At 69.2% G+C, this 22085-nt stretch carries 20 protein-coding genes; 11 read left to right on the top strand and 9 right to left on the bottom strand.

Annotated features, from left to right (window positions below; genetic code table 11):
• Positions 1-105 precede the first annotated feature (105 nt).
• The 5 genes from ACH4KB_RS17045 (at position 106) to trxA (ending at position 5213) form a co-directional block, all read left to right on the top strand.
• Complete coding sequence (locus ACH4KB_RS17045; protein WP_398066732.1) at positions 106-1836, top strand: protein kinase family protein; 1731 nt, start codon at positions 106-108, stop codon at positions 1834-1836.
• A gap of 209 nt (positions 1837-2045) precedes the next feature.
• Entirely contained in the window at positions 2046-2762 is a 717-nt protein-coding gene (gene sigM / locus ACH4KB_RS17040; RefSeq protein ID WP_398066731.1) for an RNA polymerase sigma factor SigM, read from the top strand.
• Positions 2759-3730 (top strand): hypothetical protein, encoded by a 972-nt coding sequence (locus tag ACH4KB_RS17035; RefSeq protein WP_398066730.1) that lies wholly within the window; start codon positions 2759-2761, stop codon positions 3728-3730. Before sigM ends, ACH4KB_RS17035 begins: the two co-directional genes overlap by 4 nt.
• A gap of 126 nt (positions 3731-3856) precedes the next feature.
• Positions 3857-4828, top strand: coding sequence for a thioredoxin-disulfide reductase (gene trxB / locus ACH4KB_RS17030; RefSeq protein ID WP_398066729.1), 972 nt, complete (start codon positions 3857-3859; stop codon positions 4826-4828).
• A 52-nt stretch (positions 4829-4880) separates the two neighbouring features.
• Entirely contained in the window at positions 4881-5213 is a 333-nt protein-coding gene (gene trxA / locus ACH4KB_RS17025) for a thioredoxin (protein WP_392942914.1), read from the top strand.
• 100 nt (positions 5214-5313) lie between these two features.
• Here the strand turns inward: trxA and ACH4KB_RS17020 are convergent, their stop codons facing one another.
• From ACH4KB_RS17020 to rpmH, 9 genes are all read right to left on the bottom strand, one after another.
• Positions 5314-5931 (bottom strand): GNAT family N-acetyltransferase, encoded by a 618-nt coding sequence (locus ACH4KB_RS17020; RefSeq protein ID WP_398066728.1) that lies wholly within the window; start codon positions 5929-5931, stop codon positions 5314-5316.
• Between the two features lie 303 nt (positions 5932-6234).
• Entirely contained in the window at positions 6235-7329 is a 1095-nt protein-coding gene (locus tag ACH4KB_RS17015) for a ParB/RepB/Spo0J family partition protein (RefSeq protein WP_398066727.1), read from the bottom strand.
• On the bottom strand, positions 7326-8402 hold the full coding sequence (locus ACH4KB_RS17010) for a ParA family protein (RefSeq protein ID WP_398066892.1): 1077 nt from the start codon (positions 8400-8402) through the stop codon (positions 7326-7328). Before ACH4KB_RS17010 ends, ACH4KB_RS17015 begins: the two co-directional genes overlap by 4 nt.
• 326 nt (positions 8403-8728) lie before the next feature.
• A complete protein-coding gene (rsmG, locus tag ACH4KB_RS17005) occupies positions 8729-9445 on the bottom strand; it encodes a 16S rRNA (guanine(527)-N(7))-methyltransferase RsmG (protein ID WP_398066726.1) in 717 nt (238 codons plus the stop codon).
• A gap of 109 nt (positions 9446-9554) precedes the next feature.
• A complete protein-coding gene (locus ACH4KB_RS17000) occupies positions 9555-10070 on the bottom strand; it encodes a R3H domain-containing nucleic acid-binding protein (protein WP_007447383.1) in 516 nt (171 codons plus the stop codon).
• Between the two features lie 14 nt (positions 10071-10084).
• Positions 10085-11350 (bottom strand): membrane protein insertase YidC, encoded by a 1266-nt coding sequence (yidC, locus tag ACH4KB_RS16995; protein WP_398066725.1) that lies wholly within the window; start codon positions 11348-11350, stop codon positions 10085-10087.
• A gap of 3 nt (positions 11351-11353) precedes the next feature.
• Positions 11354-11713: a membrane protein insertion efficiency factor YidD gene (gene yidD / locus ACH4KB_RS16990; RefSeq protein WP_078625761.1), complete on the bottom strand. Its 360-nt coding sequence runs from the start codon at positions 11711-11713 to the stop codon at positions 11354-11356.
• The gene (gene rnpA / locus ACH4KB_RS16985; protein ID WP_007447378.1) at positions 11710-12081 is read right to left on the bottom strand and encodes a ribonuclease P protein component; all 372 of its coding nucleotides are present in this window, start codon (positions 12079-12081) and stop codon (positions 11710-11712) included. The genes yidD and rnpA overlap by 4 nt, the downstream gene beginning before the upstream one ends.
• Positions 12082-12100: 19 nt before the next feature.
• The gene (gene rpmH / locus ACH4KB_RS16980; RefSeq protein ID WP_003967884.1) at positions 12101-12238 is read right to left on the bottom strand and encodes a 50S ribosomal protein L34; all 138 of its coding nucleotides are present in this window, start codon (positions 12236-12238) and stop codon (positions 12101-12103) included.
• 381 nt (positions 12239-12619) lie between these two features.
• Between rpmH and dnaA the strand changes: the two genes are divergently transcribed.
• The 6 genes from dnaA (at position 12620) to gyrB (ending at position 22067) form a co-directional block, all read left to right on the top strand.
• Positions 12620-14491, top strand: a complete 1872-nt coding sequence (gene dnaA, locus ACH4KB_RS16975) for a chromosomal replication initiator protein DnaA (protein ID WP_398066724.1) — start codon at positions 12620-12622, stop codon at positions 14489-14491.
• A 960-nt stretch (positions 14492-15451) separates the two neighbouring features.
• Positions 15452-16582: a DNA polymerase III subunit beta gene (dnaN, locus tag ACH4KB_RS16970; protein WP_398066723.1), complete on the top strand. Its 1131-nt coding sequence runs from the start codon at positions 15452-15454 to the stop codon at positions 16580-16582.
• A 161-nt stretch (positions 16583-16743) separates the two neighbouring features.
• On the top strand, positions 16744-17628 hold the full coding sequence (gene gnd, locus ACH4KB_RS16965) for a phosphogluconate dehydrogenase (NAD(+)-dependent, decarboxylating) (protein ID WP_398066722.1): 885 nt from the start codon (positions 16744-16746) through the stop codon (positions 17626-17628).
• 68 nt (positions 17629-17696) lie between these two features.
• Entirely contained in the window at positions 17697-18827 is a 1131-nt protein-coding gene (gene recF, locus ACH4KB_RS16960; RefSeq protein ID WP_398066721.1) for a DNA replication/repair protein RecF, read from the top strand.
• Between the two features lie 218 nt (positions 18828-19045).
• Complete coding sequence (locus ACH4KB_RS16955) at positions 19046-19549, top strand: DUF721 domain-containing protein (protein ID WP_018957316.1); 504 nt, start codon at positions 19046-19048, stop codon at positions 19547-19549.
• Between the two features lie 448 nt (positions 19550-19997).
• Positions 19998-22067 (top strand): DNA topoisomerase (ATP-hydrolyzing) subunit B, encoded by a 2070-nt coding sequence (gyrB, locus tag ACH4KB_RS16950; RefSeq protein WP_398066720.1) that lies wholly within the window; start codon positions 19998-20000, stop codon positions 22065-22067.
• Positions 22068-22085 lie beyond the last annotated feature (18 nt).

The raw sequence follows: 22085 nt of genomic DNA, 5'->3' as shown, positions 1-22085 counted from the left end.
CGCCGCACTCCGCGTGTCGTGCATAGCGCCGGAGTGTGGGCACAATTGGCGTGACTGTGCAGAGCTGGCTGGCATCGCGCAACGGATGGGGAGGCAGGAACGACGGTGGCGGAACGTAGCACGGCTGCCGTCGACGTGGCTGACAACGGCGGCGACGAGCCGCTGACCGCCAAGGCGGACGAGGCCACGACCGACGGGACGGCGCAAGCCGACGAAACCGAGGGCGCGAGCCCCAAGGACACCGAGAAGACGGACGGTGGGCGGGAGCGTTCCGAGGCCGTTCCGGCCTCACCCGATCTGCACAGCGGTCACAAACTCGCCGGACGCTACCGCCTGGAGGAGTGCGTCACCCGTCTGGACGGCTTCAGCAGCTGGCGTGCTGTCGACGAGAAGCTCCGCCGCGCGGTGGGCGTGCACCTGCTGCCCGCGGACCACCCGCGGGCCCGCTCGGTGCTGGCCGCCGCCCGCTCCTCGGCTCTGCTCGGCGACCCCCGCTTCGTCCAGGTCCTGGACGCCGTCGAGGAGAACGACCTCGTCTACGTGGTCCACGAATGGCTGCCGGACGCCACCGAGCTCACCGCTCTGCTGGCCACCGGCCCGATGGAGGCCCACGACGCCTACCAGCTCGTCAGCCAGCTATCCCAGGCGATGGCCGCCGCCCACCGCGAGGGCCTGTCCCATCTGCGCCTCACCCCCGGCGCGGTCCTGCGCAGCTCCACCGGGCAGTACCGCATCCGAGGCCTCGCCGTGAACGCCGCCTTGCGCGGCATCACCGCGGAGCACCCCCTCCGGACGGACACCGAGGCCATCGGCGCCCTGCTGTACGCGGCACTGACCCACCGCTGGCCGTACGGGGACGACGCCCACGGCCTCGCCGGGCTGCCCAAGGGCATGGGGCTCATCGCCCCGGACCAGGTCCGGGCCGGCGTCCACCGCGGCCTCTCCGAGCTCGCCATGCGGGCGCTCGCCAACGACGGCGCCACCGCCTCCCGGCAGGAACCGCCCTGCACCACCCCGGACGAGCTGGCCAAGGCCGTCGCGGCCATGCCGCGCATCCTCCCTCCGGAACCCACGTTCACCACGCCGCCGGCCTACCAGCGCACGACCTATCAGCAGGGCACGTACGGCCGGCCGTCCTCCCACCCGTCCGCCGTCACACAGCCCGTGATGCCCGCCCCACCGGCCCCCCTGCAGAGCCGTGCCGGCCGCGCGCTCAAGTGGACCGTCTCGGCACTCCTCATCGCCGCTCTCGGCCTCGGCAGCTGGCAGCTCGCGGAGGCGTTGCTCGACCGCACCAAGGGCTCCGACGACACCGGCGTCACCGAACCGAACGAGGACGACAAGAACAAGGACGACAAGCCCGCGCCGTCCGCCGAACCGCTGGACATCGCGGGGGCCACCGAGTTCATGCCCGACGGCTCCGGAATCAAGGAGCGGGAGGTGCACAACACCATCGACGGCGATTCCGGAACCCACTGGGTCACCCCGCGGTACCAGGGGTTCGCCAACTTCGGGAACCTCCCCCAGCGCAGGCAGGGCAGCGGAATCATCGTCGACCTCGGCAAGGTACGGGACGTCTCCGGCGTCGCGGTGTCCATGTACCGGAGCGGGCAGACGGCAACGGTCCTCGCCGCCTCCCCGGAGGCCTCGTCCCCGTCCACGACGGGCGACTTCGACCAGCCGATCGCCAAGCGGAGCGTCGCGGGATCGAAGCTGGAAAAGAAGCTCGATGAGCCCGTCCGCACCCGCTACGTCCTGATCCACATCACGGAGCTCCCCTCGGACGGCACCGGCGGCTACCGCGGCGGCATCACCGACATCTCCGTCCTCGGCTGACGCACGGGCCGGTCCGGGCCACCCCTGCCGACCCGTGATCAGCGGCCCCAGCCGACCGTTACTGTGGGGCGGACCGCCCGCACCACCGAGCACCCGCGACGGCAAGGGTTGCGGTCGTCACACCCGTGACGGCAGGCTTCTCCCCGTCGCACCGCTTCACCGGGCGCGGCCCGCATGTGACATCGGATCCGGTTCGGAGGGGGAGCACGGTGGATTCCGTTCCACCCGAGGCGCCGAGCGACTCGGACCTGCTCGCCCAGCATGTGGCGGGTGACCCCGACGCCTTCGGTGAACTCGTACGCCGCCACCGCGACCGGCTCTGGGCCGTGGCGCTGCGCACCCTGGGGGACAGGGAAGAGGCGGCCGACGCCGTCCAGGACGCCCTCGTCAACGCCTTCCGCGCCGCCCACACCTTCCGCGGCCAGTCCGCGGTCACCACCTGGCTGCACCGGATCACCGTCAACGCCTGCCTCGACCGGGTCCGCAAGGCCGCCTCCCGCAAGACGTCCCCGGTGGACGACGCCGAACGGCTCGATCAGCTCCTGGAACCCCACGAATCGGCCGAGGCCCCCGCCGTCCGGCAGGACCTCCATCGCCAGCTCCAGGAGGCCCTGGCCACACTGCCGGCCGAGCAGCGGGCGGCCCTCGTCCTCGTGGACATGCAGGGCTACCCCGTCGCGGAGGCAGCCAGCATCCTCGATGTGCCGTCCGGCACCGTGAAAAGCCGATGTGCCCGGGGCCGGGCGAGACTGGCCCCCCTGGTCCGTCATCTGCGTGCGGGAACCGGGGGGCAGGCCCCCGACGGGGCGGACGGCGCGGCCGGAAGGAACCGGACGCCCGGAGTATCCGTCCCACCTGCGTCAGGTCCCAGAGACGCAGGAGCAAGCGATCCTGCCGCTACGAAGGGAGGAGGTGGGCGCCCGTGACATCCACGGCCGACACGGCTCAGCACCCGGAGGTCTCCGAGATCTCCGATCTCACCGAGGGACTGCTCTCCCCTTCCCGGGCGACGGAAGTCCAGCAGCACATCGCGGGTTGCGACCTCTGCTCGGAGGTGCGGCACTCCCTGGATGAGATCCGTGGGCTCCTCGGAACGATGCCCGCCCCGGAGCCGATGCCCGACGACATCGCCGCCCGTATCGACGCGGCTCTCGCGGCGGAGGCCCGCCCCACCGCTTCTCCCGCCGTGGACGAGCCGGTCGTTGTTTCACGTGAAACAACGACCGTCGAAGACACGCCGACCGACCGTGCGACGCGCGAGCCCGCTCCCAGGAGCGTCGGCGCCTCCGTGCAGGATCGTCCGGCGGGTCGGTCCTCCGCCGCCACCGGACCGGGCCGTCGTCCCTCTCGTCGGCGGCGGCGCGCGGTGGTCCTCGGCACCGCGTTCGGCGCGGCGGTCATCGGGATGAGCGTCTTCTTCCTCCAGTCCATCGCGCCGTCCGGCGACGCATCCAAGACCGCGGCCGACAGCGGAGTCAGCGCCGGGGAGAACCACGCGCACGCCTACGCCGACGGCACGCTGGAATCCCGGGTGCAGGACCTCCTCGGCAGTGGGGCCGCCCAGGAGAGCCCCGGTGCCAAGAAGGTGCCGCCGGGCGCGGACACCAAGTCGACGAGTGAGGCCCTCACGCCTGACGCCGAGGGGTCCAGGAGCCCCTTGCAGGCGCCTGCCGTCGCTGTCCCCCCCTGCGTCCAGCAGGCCACCGGCCGCACCACGCCGGCCCTCGCCCTCGACAAGGGGACGTACCAGGGAACGGACGCCTATCTCGTCGTCCTTCCGCACCCGAGCGCCCCCTCACGCGTGCAGGCCTATCTCGTGGCCTCCTCCTGTGTGGACACCGCCCCGGAGTCCACGGGGCAGCTACTGCTCACCCGCGCCTACGACCGCCCCTGAGAACCGTCCGCGACCGCCGCGGCACGTTCGGGAATGCATCAGCCGTAGGATCCGTTGGGTGGGGTGTGAGTCGTTGAACCGACCCCGTAGGCAGTTAGGCAGTCTGCAGAAACGAGGAAGAAACCCGTGAGCGACGTCCGTAATGTGATCATCATCGGCTCCGGACCGGCCGGGTACACCGCCGCGCTGTACACCGCCCGCGCCTCGCTGAACCCGTTGGTCTTCGAGGGCGCCGTCACGGCCGGCGGTGCGCTGATGAACACCACCGACGTGGAGAACTTCCCCGGCTTCCAGGACGGCATCATGGGACCGGAGCTCATGGACAACATGCGCGCCCAGGCCGAGCGTTTCGGCGCCGAGCTGATCCCCGACGACGTGGTCGCGGTCGACCTCACCGGTGACGTCAAGACGGTCACCGACACCGCGGGCACCGTCCACCGCGCCAAGGCCGTCATCGTCACGACCGGCTCCCAGCACCGCAAGCTCGGGCTGCCCAACGAGGACGCCCTCTCCGGACGCGGCGTCTCCTGGTGCGCCACCTGCGACGGCTTCTTCTTCAAGGATCACGACATCGCCGTGATCGGCGGCGGCGACACCGCGATGGAGGAGGCGACCTTCCTCTCCCGCTTCGCCAAGTCCGTCACGATCGTCCACCGCCGTGACACCCTGCGTGCCTCAAAGGCCATGCAGGACCGGGCTTTCGCCGACCCGAAGATCAAGTTCGCCTGGGACAGCGAGGTCGCCGAGGTCAAGGGCGACCAGAAGCTCTCCGGCCTGACTCTGCGCAACACCAAGACCGGCGAGACGTCCGAGCTCCCTGTGACCGGGCTGTTCATCGCCGTCGGCCACGACCCGCGCACCGAGCTCTTCAAGGGCCAGCTGGAGCTCGACGACGAGGGCTACCTGAAGGTCGAGGCGCCCTCCACCCGCACCAACCTCCCCGGCGTCTTCGGCGCCGGAGACGTGGTCGACCACACCTACCGTCAGGCCATCACGGCAGCGGGCACCGGCTGCTCCGCCGCCCTGGACGCCGAGCGCTTCCTCGCGGCCCTGGCCGACGCGGAGCCCGCCGAGCCGGAGAAGACCCCGGCCGTCTGAACGTCCGCACCACACCACACCCCACCCCCCCCGAGAGACTAAGGAGGCCGCCGTGGCCGGCGACCTGAAGCACGTTACGGATGACACCTTCGACGAGGTCGTCCTCAAGAGCGACAAGCCTGTTCTGGTGGACTTCTGGGCCGCCTGGTGCGGCCCGTGCCGCCAGATCGCCCCCTCGCTGGAGGCGATCGCAGCGGAGCACGGCGACCAGATCGAGATCGTCAAGCTCAACATCGACGAGAACCCGGCCACCGCCGCCAAGTACGGCGTGATGTCCATCCCGACCCTGAACGTGTACCAGGGCGGCGAGGTCGCCAAGACCATCGTCGGCGCCAAGCCGAAGGCCGCGATCCTCCGCGACCTCGAAAGCTTCATCAGCGCCTGATCGCGCAGGAGCGCGGCGACGCGATGTTTCACGTGAAACGGGCCCACCCTCTGCGAGGGTGGGCCCGTTTCGTATGGCGGTCGGCGGCATCCGACCGGCCTCACAACGGTCGCAACACCGGTTCCTTCTGGACTGCCCCCAGAAGCCGGTCGAGCGCCATCTCCACGTCTTCCTTCCAGGAGAGCGTCGTCCGCAGCTCCAGCCTCAGCCGTGGGTACACGGGATGCGGCCGCACGGTCTTGAAGCCGACGGCGAGCAGATGATCCGCGGGGAGTACGCAGGTGGCCTGTTCGGACCGCGCGTCTCCGAACGCCTCGATCGCCTTGAAGCCCCGGCGCAGAACGTCCTTCGCCACCGTCTGCACCATGACGCGGCCCAGCCCCTGACCCTGGTACTCGGGAACGATCAGCCCAGTGATGAGCTGGACGGCATCGGGAGAGACCGGGCTGGTCGGGAACGCCGTCGAACGGGGAACGTACGCGGGCGGGGCGTAGAGCACGAAGCCCGCCGGCACGTCGTCCACATAGACCACCCGGCCGCAGGACCCCCACTCCAGGAGGACCGCGGAGATCCAGGCTTCCTTCTCCAGCTCCGGCTTGCCCGCCTTTACCGCGGCTTCGCCACTGACCGGGTCAAGCTCCCAGAAGACGCACGAGCGGCAGCGCTCGGGGAGATCCGGAAGGTTGTCCAGGGTGAGTGGTACGAGCCGACGCCCCATGACAGCGATGCCTCCCCTCCTTCGCCCGCCGCACCACGTGCGGCTGCCAGTGTGCTCCGTTCATGGAACAGACTGCCGACGAATCCCCCGACGGCGCCCAGGCCCAGCCCCATCGTGACGAGCCGACTGCGGCTCACTCTTCGCAAGGCCTCCGCCCTCCTCTGAGGTCGATCGCCGTGGATGCGCCGTCCCAGAACGCATCGTATCCACCCAGAGGTGATGCGGATACCGGGAGAACGCAAAGGGCGGGCCGTGTTCCGGTATGCACCCGGCTCACGGCCCGCCCTCATCGGGTCCCGCTGCTCAGCCCTCGTCGTCCTCCTCGGACGTCTCGGCGAGCCGACGCTCCAGCACCCGGCCCTCGCCCGGGGCGAGACTGCCGAGGATCCGGTCCAGGTCCTCCATCGAGGCGAACTCGACCACGATCTTGCCCTTCTTCTGCCCCAGGTCGACCTTCACCCGGGTCTCGAAGCGATCGGACAGGCGGGTCGCCAGGTCGGTCAGAGCGGGGGACAGACGGCCGCCCGCCCTCGGGCCCTTGGGCTTCGCAGCGCTCGTGGGGTTCGAGCCCATGAGCGTCACGATCTCCTCGACCGCACGCACCGAAAGCCCCTCGGCCACGATGCGGTGGGCCAGCCGGTCCTGCTCCTCGGAGTCGTCCACGGACAGCAGCGCACGGGCATGACCGGCCGAAAGAACGCCCGCGGCGACCCGGCGCTGCACCGGTGGCGAAAGCCGCAGAAGCCGCAGCGTGTTCGTCACCTGCGGACGCGAACGGCCGATCCGGTCGGCCAGCTGGTCATGGGTGCACTTGAAGTCCTTGAGCAGCTGGTCGTACGCGGCGGCCTCCTCCAGCGGGTTCAGCTGAGCCCGGTGGAGGTTCTCCAGGAGCGCGTCCAGCAGCAGCTTCTCGTCGTCCGTGGCGCGGACGATGGTGGGGATCCTCTCCAGGCCCGCTTCACGGCACGCCCTCCACCGACGCTCACCCATGATGAGCTCGTAGCTGTCCGGGCCCGCCTTCCGGACCACGACCGGCTGGAGAAGGCCGACTTCCTTGATGGAGACGACCAGCTCGGCCAGCGCGTCCTCGTCGAAGACCTCACGCGGCTGGCGGGGGTTCGGCGTGATCGTCCCGATCGGCAGCTCGGCGAAGTACGCACCGGACGTCCCGGCTTCCTGCTCGGACCGGCCTTCCGGAGTGGACGCGGGCTCCGGCACCACCGGGACGGAGGGCAGCGCGGTCACCTTCGCAGCAGCCACCCCGCGCTCCGCCGTCAGAACCGGACCCACGCCGGACGACGCCGCACCGCCCCCGGGCCCTGACACCTGCTTCTCCTGGGGAGCGGCGGGGATCAGCGCACCGAGCCCACGCCCCAGTCCTCTACGACGCTCACTCACTGAATGCCCTCCGAAACGTTCTGCTGGCTGTTCTGACTGCTCATGTGGGCGTGCTGAGCCTCGTAATGCACCCCTACGCCCCGCAGGGCGATCTCCCGGGCAGCTTCAAGATACGAGAGCGAACCGCTGGAACCCGGGTCGTAGGTCAGCACGGTCTGCCCATAGCTCGGCGCCTCCGAGATGCGCACCGACCGCGGGATGCTCGTCCGCAGCACTTCCTTGCCGAAGTGGGTACGAACCTCCTCGGCGACCTGCGAGGCGAGCCTCGTCCGGCCGTCGTACATCGTCAACAGGATCGTCGAGACGTGCAGGTCCGGATTGAGATGACCCCGCACCAGGTCGACGTTCCGCAGGAGCTGCCCCAGGCCTTCCAGCGCGTAGTACTCGCACTGGATGGGGATCAGCACCTCGGCCCCGGCCACCAGCGCGTTCACCGTCAACAGACCCAGCGAGGGCGGGCAGTCGATGAGGATGTAGTCCAGCGGCTGCTCATACGCCTGGATGGCCCGCTGAAGGCGGCTCTCCCGTGCCACCAGCGAAACCAGCTCGATCTCCGCACCGGCGAGATCGATGGTCGCGGGGGCACAGAAGAGACCCTCCACGTCCGGCACGGGCTGAACCACCTCGGAGAGCGGACGGCTCTCCACCAGGACGTCGTAAATCGAGGGAACATCGGCATGGTGATCAATGCCCAGAGCCGTGGAAGCGTTGCCCTGCGGGTCGAGGTCGACCACCAGAACGCGTGCACCGTGCAGCGCCAGGGAAGCGGCAAGGTTGACCGTCGTGGTCGTCTTCCCGACCCCGCCCTTCTGGTTGGCCACCACCATGACGCGGGTGCGGTCAGGGCGGGGCAGCCCTTCGCCGGCGCGGCCGAGGGCTTCGACCGCCAGCTGAGCGGCTCGGCCGATGGGTGTGTCGTCCATCGGCGGCGGTGTTTCACGTGAAACACCCTCACCCACGGACTCGGTTCGGGGACCGGGGACCGGGTCGGTCATCGGTCCCGCGATGTTGGCGTCGGACCGCAAGGATTCACTCTCCTCGACTTCAGGCTCGCAATGAACAGAGCCTGCCATGCTTTCGGGGTCGTGAACCAGCGAGGCCCGCTGTTCTGTGGATGAATCGGTGCGTGTGGACAACTCGGCAACCCGTCCGGGCTTGCGGTCGCGCGGCGTGGCAGCCGCACGACCGCGGCCGATGATTCCCTGCAGCAGAGAGCGACGTTTCACGTGAAACACGATGCCCCTGCGAAGCAACTACCAGGCCACGACACTCCGCATGGGTACGTATCGCCACTTTCCGGCGGAACCACTGCTAAGCGCCGCGAGAACCAACAGAAGCCGCATACCGTCCAACCGGGCAGAGCTCCCGACCGGACGACGCCACCGTCCTGCGGCACCCCTCAGCGACGCCTGCGCGTCCGCTCCGTTCGAGCGGCCTTGGCCCTCTTTGCGGCGAACCTCACACCGCCCGGGCTCTCTCCCACCACGACACGGACCACGGTGGCGAGCGGATCGACCAAACCCTCACCGACCTGGAGCACCTCGGTCTCCAGGACACCGAGCTTGCTGAGCGCGGCCCTGGCGCCGTTGAGCTCCTCCTCGGCGGTGTCACCCTTGAGCGCGAGCATCTCCCCGTAAGGCTTCAGCAGGGGCACGCCCCAGCCCGCCAGCCGGTCCAGCGGCGCCACCGCACGGGCGGTCACCACGTGAACGGGCTGAAGCGTCCCGAGGACCTCCTCGGCCCGGCCGCGCACGACCGTCACATGGTCCAGGCCGAGCAGTTCGACGACTTCCTGGAGGAAGTTCGTCCGCCGCAGCAGCGGCTCCAGCAAGGTGATCTTGAGATCGGGGCGCACCAGAGCCAACGGGATGCCGGGCAGCCCCGCGCCGGAGCCCACATCGCAGACGGTGACGCCCTTGGGCACGACCTCGGAGAGCACCGCGCAGTTCAGCAAATGCCGCTCCCACAGCCGGGGGACCTCACGCGGCCCGATCAGGCCTCGCTTGACCCCGGCGTCCGCCAGGAGCTCCGCGTACCGGACAGCCTCCGGAAAGAACTCTCCGAACACCGCCTGCGCCTCCGCAGGTGCCTGGGGGAGCTCTGCTGCCTCCGTCACGGGAACCGTCCTTCCATACCGCACTAGCGCACTGTGGGTGGCTGACTATCAGGCTGACAAAGATCGGCCCCGCCTGCGAACAGACGGGGCCGACAGTACAAGGAACCGGTCAGGCCGGGAGAACGACGACGAAGCGCTGCGGCTCCTCGCCCTCCGACTCGCTCCGGAGACCGGCCGCGGCGATCGCGTCGTGCACGACCTTGCGCTCGAACGGCGTCATCGGGTCCAGCTTCACCGGCTCGCCCGAGCTCTTGACCTCGTCCGCGGCCTTGGCACCCAGCGCCGCGAGGATCTCGCGCTTCTGGGCCCGGAAGCCACCGATGTCCAGCATCAGACGGCTGCGGTCACCCGTCTCCCGGTGGACGGCCAGCCGAGTCAGCTCCTGGAGGGCCTCCAGGACCTCCCCGTCGCGGCCCACGAGCTTCTGAAGGTCGCGCGCCGATTCGCTGATGATCGACACCGCGGCCCGGTCCGCCTCGACGTCCATGTCGATGTCGCCGTCGAGGTCGGCGATGTCGAGCAGACCCTCAAGATAGTCGGCCGCGATCTCGCCCTCCTGCTCCAGGCGGGTGAGGGTGTCGCTGCCGGCCTCGGCGGCGGCCGTGGAGGTGGTGCCTTCCGTCACGGATGGACTCCTTCTTACTTCTTGGACGGGTGCTTGGGCCGCTGGGGACCCTTGCGCTGTCCGGACTTGGCTTGGCGTGAGGAGCCGGAGGCGGGCTTGCCCGCCGACTTCGGCTTGTCGTCCTGCGGTGCGTCCTGCTTCTCGAGCGAGGTCTTGGAGCCGGCGTCCGCGGACTCCGTGTCCTTGGCTCCACCGGTCGTGGCACCGGCCGTCTGGCGCTTCGCCTTGGTCTGGCGCTTGGGCTGCTGGCGCTTGTGGGCCTGGCTGCCCTCGGCGTCGGCGGCGGCGGTCTCGCTCTTCTGCACCGTGCCGTCGTCCTGGGCCGCGAGACCCAGCTTGCCGAGGCTGGTGATGAACTTGCGCTCGATGTCGTTGCGGTCAGGACCCTTGGCGACGATGGCCTTGACGGTGTTGCGCCGGGTCCGGCCGCGCACCTGCCCGTGGGCGGTCACGCTCTTGAGGACCCGCTGGAGGTAGGCGTCCTGCGCCTTGCTGCCCGGCGTCGGGTTCTGGTTGATCACGTACATCTGCTGACCCATGGTCCAGACGTTCGTGGTCAGCCAGTAGACGAGGACACCGACGGGGAAGTTGATGCCCATCACGGCGAAGATGACCGGGAAGATGTACATCAGCATCTTCTGCTGCTGCATGTACGGCGTCTTCACCGTCAGGTCGACGTTCTTCGTCATCAGCTGGCGCTGGGTGAAGAACTGCGACGCCGACATCAGCACGATCATGATCGCGGTGACGATCCGGACGTCCAGCAGATCGGCGTTGAGCGAGGTGACCTTCTCGGCGCTGTCCATGAACTTCGCGGCGAGCGGGGCACCGAAGATGTGGGCCTCACGGGCGCTGTCCAGCAGGTCCTGGTTGATCGCCCCGATCTTCTTGCCCGAGGCGATGGACGACAGCACGTGGTACAGGGCGAAGAAGAACGGGGACTGCGCCAGGATGGGAAGGCACGAGGAGAGCGGGTTGGTGCCCGTCTCCTTGTACAGCTTCATCATCTCTTCGGACTGACGCTGCTTGTCGTTCTTGTAGCGCTCCTGGATCGCCTTCATCTTCGGCTGGAGCACCTGCATGTTGCGGGTCGACTTGATCTGCTTCACGAAGAGCGGGATCAGGCAGATCCGGATCAGCACCACCAGGGACACGATCGACAGACCCCAGGCCCAGCCGGAGTCGTCGCCGAAGAGCGCCCCGTAGACCTTGTGGAACTGAACGATCACCCATGAGACGGGTGTGGTGATAAAGCTGAACAGACTGGCAATCGTGTCCACTAATCAGGCTCCTTGAGCATTGGGCGAGGTCTCTGCGGCCGGGCTCGGAGGTTCGGAGACCGACCCCCCGGACGGCACATCAGCGGCGGACTCCCCGCCCTTTTCGCCGCGCAGGGCATTGCGCAGCAGCTCGTGCCACCGCGGACGCCTGCGTGGCGGGACGTGGTCCACACCGCCGGGTGACCACGGATTGCACCGCAGGATGCGCCAGGCTGTCAGCGCTGTTCCCTTGATGGCACCGTGCCTGTCGATCGACGTATATCCATAGTGGGAACACGACGGGTAATAACGGCAGACAGGCCCGAGAAGTGGACTGATCGTCCACTGGTACAGCTTGATGAGAGCAAGCAGCGGGTACTTCATCGCGCGCCCCCTCCCAGCAGCCGCTGAAGGGCGGCGTCCAGGTCTCGGGCCAGCTGTGCATGATCGGCGTCGCCCGCACCGGGCAGCGCCCGTACGACGACAAGGCTACCGGGGGGCAGCTGAGCCAGCCGGTCGCGGACCAGGTGGCGAAGCTTCCGCTTCACCGCGGTACGGACGACTGCGCCCCCCACGGCCTTGCTGACAACGAAACCCGCACGCGGCGGGGGAACAGTCTCCCCCGTCACGTGCGGGTCCGTATCACCGCTGCGTAGATGGACGACGAGCAGTGGACGTCCGGCTCGACGTCCTCGTCGTACCGCGGTCGCGAAGTCCTCGCGCCGCCTCAGCCGATTCTCGGTAGGCAGCACGTCATGGACCTGTTGTCGATCAGGCGGACAGGCTGCTGCGGCCCTTGCCACGGCGGTTCGCGAGAATCGCACGGCCGGCACGGGTACGCATGCGCAGCCGGAAGCCATGGGTCTTGGCGCGACGACGGTTGTTCGGCTGGAAGGTGCGCTTGCTCACTCGGGGGCTCCAGAAATGATTCGTGTGTTGGCGGGACATCGCCTGGCTGTCACCGTGCGCCCACGAGGAACTCGCGTAAACGCCTTAGTGCACCGCTTCACAATCACAGATCGTGATCTTTGCCCATCGGAGGCAGGCGGCAGCAGCCATCGACAACTCGACCTGGTCACGGTACGCGCGGCTACGCCATCCGGTCAAACCGGCTTCGCGCGACCCCTCATTGTGCACAGCCTGTGGACAACAACTTGAACCGCGCGGCTCCGCCTGACTACCGTGGCTGAACTCCGGTTCTTTTCCTTCCCGACTGCCGGGCCTCACCCGACCCGACCCATCCCGTCCCGAGAACCACACATTCGTGGGACATGCGAGAGAGCGTGCCTTGTGGCTGACGTACCTGCCGATCTTGCCGCAGTGTGGCCGCGAGTGCTGGAACAACTCCTCGGGGAGGGTCAGCAGGGCATCGAGCCGAAGGACAAGCAGTGGATCGAGCGCTGCCAGCCCCTGGCACTCGTCGCCGACACCGCACTCCTGGCCGTCCCCAATGAATGGGGCAAGCGCGTCCTGGAGGGCCGGCTCGCGCCGCTCATCAGCGAGACGCTGACCCGCGAGTGCGGCCGCCCCATCCGGATCGCGATCACCGTCGACGACTCCGCCGGCGAACCGCCCTCCCCGCCCGCGCCCCCGATGCACCAGTCGCACCAGAGCCAGCAGGGCCACCGCTACCCGGCGCAGCCGCGCGACGACGGTCCGCGGGGCGACACGTACGACGGTTACGGCCACCGGCCCTCCGACGACGGCATGCCGACGGCCCGGCCGGCCTACCCCGACTACCAGCAGCAGCGCCCGGAGCCCGGCGCCTGGCCGCGTACCCAGGAGGACCTCTCCTGGCAGCAGCCGCGGCACGGCGGGTACCAGGACCGCGAGCAGCCCTCCGGCGAGCCGTACCGTGAGAGCGAGTCGTACCGCGAGCGCGAGAACGAGCAGTACCGGGAGCAGCCCCCGGAGCAGTGGCGCGAGCCGTACGGCAGCGGGCGCCCCCAGCAGCACGACTACCGGTCGCAGCCTCCCGAGCACCAGGGGTACGAGCAGCAGCGCCCCGACCGCCAGGACCAGCAGCAGCCGGGGCCCCGCCAGGGCGGCCACGGCCCCGGGCGGGCCGGCGGTTCGGTACCCGGTCCGATGGGCGCCCAGCCCGCCCCCGCGTCCGGCCCCGGCGAACCGCACGCCCGGCTGAACCCGAAGTACCTCTTCGACACCTTCGTCATCGGGGCGTCCAACCGGTTCGCGCACGCCGCGGCCGTCGCCGTCGCCGAGGCTCCGGCGAAGGCGTACAACCCCCTCTTCATCTATGGGGAGTCCGGGCTCGGCAAGACCCACCTGCTGCACGCCATCGGGCACTACGCGCGGAGCCTCTACCCGGGGACCCGGGTGCGGTACGTGAGCTCGGAGGAGTTCACCAACGAGTTCATCAACTCGATCCGCGACGGCAAGGGCGACACCTTCCGCAAGCGCTACCGCGACGTGGACATCCTGCTGGTCGACGACATCCAGTTCCTGGCGAGCAAGGAGTCGACGCAGGAGGAGTTCTTCCACACCTTCAATACGCTGCACAACGCGAACAAGCAGATCGTGCTCTCCTCGGACCGGCCGCCCAAGCAGCTGGTGACACTGGAGGACCGGCTGCGCAACCGCTTCGAGTGGGGTCTGACGACCGACGTCCAGCCGCCCGAGCTGGAGACCCGGATCGCGATCCTCCGGAAGAAGGCGGTGCAGGAGCAGCTCAACGCCCCGCCGGAGGTCCTGGAGTTCATCGCCTCGCGGATCTCGCGCAACATCCGGGAGCTGGAGGGCGCGCTGATCCGGGTGACCGCCTTCGCCTCGCTGAACCGGCAGCCGGTGGACCTCGGGCTGACCGAGATCGTCCTGAAGGACCTGATCCCGGGCGGCGAGGAATCGGCGCCGGAGATCACCGCGCCGGCCATCATGGCGGCGACCGCGGACTACTTCGGCCTCACCGTGGACGACCTCTGCGGATCCTCGCGCAGCCGGGTCCTGGTGACGGCGCGCCAGATCGCCATGTATCTGTGCCGCGAGCTGACCGACCTCTCCCTGCCGAAGATCGGCGCGCAGTTCGGCGGCCGCGACCATACGACGGTGATGCACGCGGACCGGAAGATCCGGGCGCTGATGGCGGAGCGCCGCTCCATCTACAACCAGGTCACCGAGCTGACCAACCGCATCAAGAACGGCTGACGGGGGACGCGAGAACGGTCGGCACCGGCTTCCGGCCTTCTCCTGGAGCGTTTCTCAGGGCGCCTGTCACGGACCTCCACGGTCCACGGCAGGCGCCTTTTCGCGTTCTCGGGGCCCCGCAGCGGGCCGTTCGGAGCCCCCGCCGGGCTGTTCGAAGCCCGCGTCGAGCGCCCCGTCGGTCCCGTGCTGTTCGAATACGGGCTGCTCAGAGGCGCTTCTCCACAGATGTGGGAGAAATCTTCCGTCCACAGCCTGGGGACTGGGAAGTTGTCCATATTGCGTCCACAGGGCCCGCTGCCGATACTCCATCAGGCCAGGTCACCTGGCTGGGGATTTGTGGTCAACCGTCATCCACAGCCTGTGGACAGAATTTTCATCCACAGGAGGCCGTCGTGGTTGTCCACCGGCGGCCCACAGGCTGAGCCCTGTTGTCCCCAGCTTCACCCCGCTTCTCCACACCTCTGTCCACTGTTCGGCAACGCAACACACGCTCTCACCGCCCGGAGTGAAAGGCGTCACACCAAGGGGGTCGGTTGGGCTGTGGGGAACGTGGGTAAAGCTGGGGACAGGCCTGGGGAGAAGTGGCCCCCTCCTGTGCATCGGGTGTGCAGAACTTTCGCCCGTCCACAGAAAGCCCCGGTTTTCCACGGGCGCCACCCACAGGACCGGTGGACAAAAAACAGTCGCTGACCTGCGCAAACGACGTTATCCACGGTATCCACAAGGCCTACTACTACTACCACCCAGAGTTAGCCAGGAATCAGCTTCGAAGTGGGTGCTGTGGACAACTCGACCGTCGACCGCCGCGAAGCTCCCGGCCCGACTTGACCCCGAGCAGCAACGACTGTCGGTGCCGTACGTCAGACTGGACCCCGGAGCCTCCCCAGCCCTCGGCAGGGAGCTCCGGTCCAGACGACGAAGGCCAGCAGGGCGAGCGAGCAACAGCAGGAGGCGGTTCCGGTGAAGATCCGGGTGGAGCGCGATGTACTCGCGGAGGCGGTGGCCTGGGTGGCCCGCAGCCTCCCGGCCCGTCCGCCGGCGCCCGTTCTCGCGGGCCTTCTGCTGAAGGCCGAGGACGGGGCTCTCAGCTTCTCCAGCTTCGACTACGAGGTCTCCGCCAGGGTCTCCGTGGACGCCGAGATCGACGAGGACGGCACGGTGCTCGTCTCCGGCCGGCTGCTCGCCGACATCTGCCGCGCCCTGCCCAACCGCCCGGTGGAGATCTCCACCGACGGTGTGCGGGCCACGGTCGTCTGCGGCTCCTCCCGCTTCACCCTCCACACACTGCCTGTGGAGGAGTACCCCGCGCTGCCGCAGATGCCGACCGCCACGGGCACCGTCCCCGGTGAGGTCTTCGCCTCGGCCGCCGCCCAGGTCGCCATCGCCGCCGGCCGCGACGACACGCTGCCGGTGCTCACCGGTGTGCGGATCGAGATCGAGGGCGACACCGTCACCCTCGCCTCCACCGACCGCTACCGCTTCGCGGTCCGCGAGTTCCTGTGGAAGCCGGAGGACCCCGACGCCTCGGCGGTCGCCCTGGTGCCCGCCAAGACCCTCCTGGACACCGCCAAGGCGCTCACGAGCGGGGACACGGTCACCCTGGCGCTCTCCGGCTCCGGCGCGGGCGAGGGCCTGATCGGCTTCGAGGGCGCAGGACGCCGGACGACCACGCGTCTCCTCGAAGGCGATCTGCCGAAGTACCGCACGCTCTTCCCGACCGAGTTCAACTCCGTCGCGGTGATCGAGACGGCCCCCTTCGTCGAGGCCGTCAAGCGTGTGGCCCTGGTCGCCGAGCGCAACACCCCCGTACGGCTCAGCTTCGAGCAGGGCGTCCTCATCCTGGAAGCCGGTTCCAGTGACGACGCACAGGCTGTGGAGCGCGTCGACGCGGTGCTGGAGGGCGACGACATCTCGATCGCCTTCAACCCGACGTTCCTGCTGGACGGTCTGAGCGCGATCGACTCCCCGGTCGCCCAGCTCTCGTTCACCACGTCCACCAAGCCCGCCCTGCTCAGCGGCCGCCCGGCCGTCGACGCCGAGGCGGACGACGCGTACAAGTACCTGATCATGCCGGTGCGCCTCTCCGGCTGATCCCGGCTTCCCCCGGCCGATCGGGGGACGTGTCCGCGGCAGTTTCCGGCGGGCCCGCTCGGCGCGGAGCGGGCCCGCCGCGCTGTCCCCCGCCGGGCGTAGGCTCGGTCATGGGCGCAAACGCCCCGACGCTTATCACCACGACGCTTAAGGAATCTCTGATGGAGCTCGGTCTCGTCGGCCTCGGCAAGATGGGCGGCAACATGCGCGAGCGCATCCGCCGCGCAGGCCACACCGTCATCGGTTACGACCGCAACCCGGATGTCGCCGATGTCCACAGTCTCGAAGAGCTTGTGGGCAGGCTGAAGGGCCCGCGGGTCGTCTGGGTCATGGTTCCGGCCGGTGCCGCGACCCAGTCCACGATCGACGAGCTGGCCGAGCTGCTCTCGCCCGGCGACGTCGTCGTCGACGGCGGGAACTCCCGCTGGACCGACGACGAGAAGCACGCCGCCGAGCTGGGCCTCAAGGACATCGGCTTCGTGGACTGCGGCGTCTCCGGTGGCGTCTGGGGCCTGAAGAACGGTTACGCCCTGATGTACGGCGGCACCGAGGAGAACGTGGCGAAGGTCCAGCCGGTCTTCGACGCGCTGAAGCCCGAGGGCGACTTCGGCTCCGTGCACGCGGGCAAGGTCGGCGCCGGCCACTTCGCGAAGATGGTCCACAACGGCATCGAGTACGCCATGATGCAGGCCTACGCCGAGGGCTGGGAGCTGCTGGAGAAGGTCGACTCCGTCACCGACGTGCGCGAGGTCTTCCGCTCCTGGCAGGAGGGCACGGTCATCCGTTCCTGGCTGCTCGACCTCGCGGTCAACGCGCTCGACGACGACGAGCACCTGGAGAAGCTGCGGGGCTTCGCCGCCGACTCGGGCGAGGGCCGCTGGACGGTGGAGGCCGCGATCGACAACGCGGTGCCGCTGCCCGCGATCACCGCGTCGCTGTTCGCGCGGTTCGCCTCGCGCCAGGACGACTCGCCGCAGATGAAGATGATCGCCGCGCTGCGCAACCAGTTCGGCGGGCACGCGGTCGAGTCCAAGTCCGAGAACTGATCGGACCGCCGGCGACGCGTCGGCAGCGCAACAACCTGCGAAAGCACCATCGGGAGAGGTCGGCCACCATGCACGTCACCCATCTCTCGCTGGCCGACTTCCGTTCGTACGCCCGGGTCGAGGTCCCTCTCGACCCGGGCGTCACCGCGTTCGTGGGGCCCAACGGGCAGGGCAAGACCAACCTGGTCGAGGCGGTCGGCTATCTCGCCACCCTCGGCAGCCACCGGGTCTCCTCGGACGCCCCGCTGGTGCGGATGGGCGCGGAGAGGGCGGTGATCCGTGCGGCGGTCACCCAGGGCGAGCGGTCCCAGCTGATCGAGCTGGAGCTGAACCCGGGCCGCGCCAATCGGGCCCGTATCAACAGGTCCTCGCAGGTCAGACCGCGTGATGTGCTCGGGATCGTACGGACCGTGCTGTTCGCGCCGGAGGATCTGGCCCTGGTCAAGGGCGACCCCGGTGAGCGGCGCCGGTTCCTGGACGAGCTGATCACGGCCCGGTCGCCCCGGATGGCCGGGGTCCGCTCCGACTACGAGCGGGTGCTCAAGCAGCGCAACACCCTGCTGAAGTCCGCGGCGATGGCCCGGCGGCACGGCGGCCGCTCGATGGACATGTCCACCCTCGACGTCTGGGACCAGCACCTGGGCCGGGTGGGCGCGGAGCTGCTCGCGCAGCGCCTCGATCTGATCGCCACGCTCCAGCCGCTGGCCGACAAGGCGTACGGGGACGTGGCTCCGGGCGGCGGCCCGGTGGCGCTGGAGTACCGCAGTTCGGTCGGCGAGGACGTGGGTCCCGCGCGCACCCGCGAGGAGTTGTACGAGCAGCTGATCGCGGCGCTCGTGGGCGTCCGCAAACAGGAGATCGAGCGGGGCGTGACCCTTGTCGGTCCGCACCGCGACGATCTGGTGCTCGGGCTGCGGGGGATGCCGGCGAAGGGGTACGCGAGCCACGGCGAGTCCTGGAGCTACGCGCTGGCGCTGCGACTGGCCAGTTACGAGCTGTTGCGCTCCGAGGGCAACGAGCCGGTGCTGGTGCTGGACGACGTCTTCGCCGAGCTGGACGCCCGTCGCCGTGAGCGGCTGGCGGAGCTGGTGGCTCCGGGCGAGCAGGTGCTCGTGACGGCCGCGGTGGCCCAGGACGTTCCGGGCGTGCTGGCGGGGGCGCGGTACGCGGTCTCCTCGGGCGAGGTGGAGCGCGTATGACCGCCCGGGGCGAGAGCGGGGCGGGCCGACGGGGATCGGCCTCCCGCGCGAGCGGTACGGGAGCGGCGCGCGCGAAGGGCGCGGGCGCGGGCCGGGCCGGCGGGCCGGCAGAGGCGTTGCCGGATCCGGCCGCTTCCGGGACGGCCTCCGGGGCTTCGCCCGGGACGGCTTCCGGGGCTGCTTCCGGGGCGCCTCCAGGGGTGCCGAAGCCGCCCGAGGTGACCGGGGTCGATCTCGCCCGGGTCGCGTTGCGGGCGGCGAAGGAGCAGGCCAGGGCGCGGGGTGCGGCGGCGCAGCAGAAGAAGCAGGCCCGGCGGGGCGGCGGACTGCGCTCGGGAGCCAGGTCGGACGGCCGGGATCCGCAGCCGTTGGGCTCCGCGATCAACCGGCTGATCACCGAGCGGGGCTGGGAGACGCCCGCCGCGGTCGGCGGGGTGATGGGACGGTGGCCGCAGATCGTCGGCGACGATCTGGCGAACCACTGCGTACCCCTGCGGTACGACGACGACCCGGACGCCCGGGTGCTGACCGTGAGCTGCGACTCGACGGCGTGGGCGACGCAGCTGCGGCTGCTGGCTCCGCAGCTGGTGGCCCGGCTGAACGCGGATCTGGGGCAGGGCACCGTACGGATGATCAAGGTGGTCGGGCCGGGGGGCCCGGAGCGCCGGTTCGGGCCGTTGCGGGCGCCCGGCAGCAAGGGCCCTGGCGACACCTACGGGTGAGGGCGGGGACCGCCGGCGGGAGGGGTGGGCGCCTGGGGCCCCGCGGTCGGGTCCTCCGCTCCTTGAGCCCTTCCCGTAAGGATCACTGGCCCACCGCGCTGAGCTGCACTTTTGGCGTAAACTTGTCGTGTACCGGGCGGGCGTATGGGTGGGTTCGTCAGGGTTCGCGCGAGAGGAAACCGGCCGGTACGGCCGGAGCGTCCCTCACCGTAGCGAGAGGTTGACAGGCCGAAGCGCTCAAAGCCCTTCAGGGCGTCTTGGGGCCCCTTCCCGAATATGGGGAGTCGTCAGCCGCTCATTCAGGGCGGCACATGCGTACTCAGGTACCGGCAAACCCCCATTCATGTCAGTGCTACCGGTAGACTGGTGAGTAATCCCGCCGCTGAGGCGGGAGTCGTCGATACAAGCCGAACGACGCAGCCGCTCCCGCCTGTCCGGAGAACGGCCTGTGCTGTGCCAGAAAGGGCGCTTCGTGGCCGATTCCGGCAACCCCAACGAGAACATTCCGTCCACAGCGGGCGAGCACGGCGAGGTCGCCGCCTCGTACGACGCCAGCGCGATCACCGTGCTGGAAGGGCTGGACGCGGTCCGCAAGCGGCCTGGCATGTACATCGGCTCGACCGGTGAGCGCGGCCTGCACCACCTCGTGCAGGAAGTCGTCGACAACTCGGTCGACGAGGCGATGGCGGGCCACGCGGACACCATCGACGTCACGATCCTCGCCGACGGCGGGGTGCGTGTGATCGACAACGGCCGTGGCATCCCGGTCGGCATCGTGCCGTCCGAAGGGAAGCCGGCCGTCGAGGTCGTGCTGACCGTGCTGCACGCGGGCGGCAAGTTCGGCGGCGGCGGTTACGCCGTCTCCGGCGGGCTGCACGGCGTCGGCGTCTCCGTCGTCAACGCCCTGTCCACGCGGGTCGCCGTCGAGGTCAAGACCGACGGCCACCGCTGGACCCAGGATTACAAGCTCGGTGTCCCGACCGCCCCGCTGGCCAAGCACGAGGCCACCGAGGAGACCGGTACGACGGTCACCTTCTGGGCCGACGGGGACATCTTCGAGACCACCGAGTACAGCTTCGAGACCCTCTCGCGCCGCTTCCAGGAGATGGCGTTCCTCAACAAGGGCCTCACCCTCAAGCTCACCGACGAGCGGGAGTCGGCGAAGGCGACGGCGGGCGCGGACAGCGCGGACGCGGTCGAGCCCGCCGAGGAGGAGGCCGCCCGCTCGGTCACGTACCACTACGAAAACGGCATCGTCGATTTCGTGAAGTACCTCAACTCCCGCAAGGGCGACGTCATTCACCAGTCGGTGATCGACATCGAGGCCGAGGACAAGGACCGTCTCCTCTCGGCCGAGATCGCCATGCAGTGGAACACGCAGTACACGGAGGGCGTCTACTCCTTCGCCAACGCGATCCACACGCACGAGGGAGGCACCCACGAGGAGGGCTTCCGTGCGGCGCTGACCTCGCTGGTCAACCGGTACGCGCGCGACAAGAAGCTGCTGCGCGAGAAGGACGACAACCTCACCGGCGAGGACGTCCGCGAGGGCCTCACCGCGATCATCTCGGTGAAGCTGGGCGAGCCGCAGTTCGAGGGCCAGACGAAGACCAAGCTGGGCAACACCGAGGCCAAGACCTTCGTGCAGAAGGTCGTCCACGAGCAGCTGACGGACTGGTTCGACCGGAATCCCAACGAGGCCGCCGACATCATCCGCAAGGGCATCGCCGCCTCGACCGCCCGGGTGGCGGCCCGCAAGGCGCGTGACCTGACGCGGCGCAAGGGGCTGCTGGAGAGCGCCTCGCTGCCGGGCAAGCTCAGCGACTGCCAGTCGAACGATCCCACCAAGTGCGAGATCTTCATCGTCGAGGGTGACTCCGCCGGCGGTTCGGCGAAGTCCGGCCGCAACCCGATGTACCAGGCGATCCTGCCCATCCGCGGCAAGATCCTGAACGTCGAGAAGGCCCGGATCGACAAGATCCTCCAGAACACCGAGGTCCAGGCGCTGATCTCGGCGTTCGGCACCGGGGTCCACGAGGACTTCGACATCGAGAAGCTCCGCTATCACAAGATCATCCTGATGGCGGACGCCGACGTCGACGGTCAGCACATCAACACCCTGCTGCTGACGTTCCTCTTCCGCTTCATGCGGCCCCTGGTGGAGCAGGGCAACGTCTACCTCTCGCGCCCGCCGCTCTACAAGATCAAGTGGGGCCGGGACGACTTCGAGTACGCCTACTCGGACCGGGAGCGCGACGCCCTGGTGGCGCTCGGCAAGCAGAACGGCAAGCGGATCAAGGAAGACTCGATCCAGCGCTTCAAGGGCCTCGGCGAGATGAACGCCGAAGAGCTGCGCATCACGACCATGGACGTCGACCACCGGGTCCTCGGCCAGGTGACGCTGGACGACGCGGCGCAGGCCGACGACCTGTTCTCGGTGCTCATGGGCGAGGACGTCGAGGCGCGGCGCTCGTTCATCCAGCGCAATGCCAAGGACGTCCGCTTCCTCGACATCTGAGTCGGCCGTACCAGCGAC

The organism is Streptomyces sp. NPDC017520 (assembly GCF_044329855.1).
GTDB lineage: Bacteria > Actinomycetota > Actinomycetes > Streptomycetales > Streptomycetaceae > Streptomyces.
Note: the sequence above shows the minus strand (reverse complement) of the source record. Positions and strands in the feature narration are given on the sequence as shown.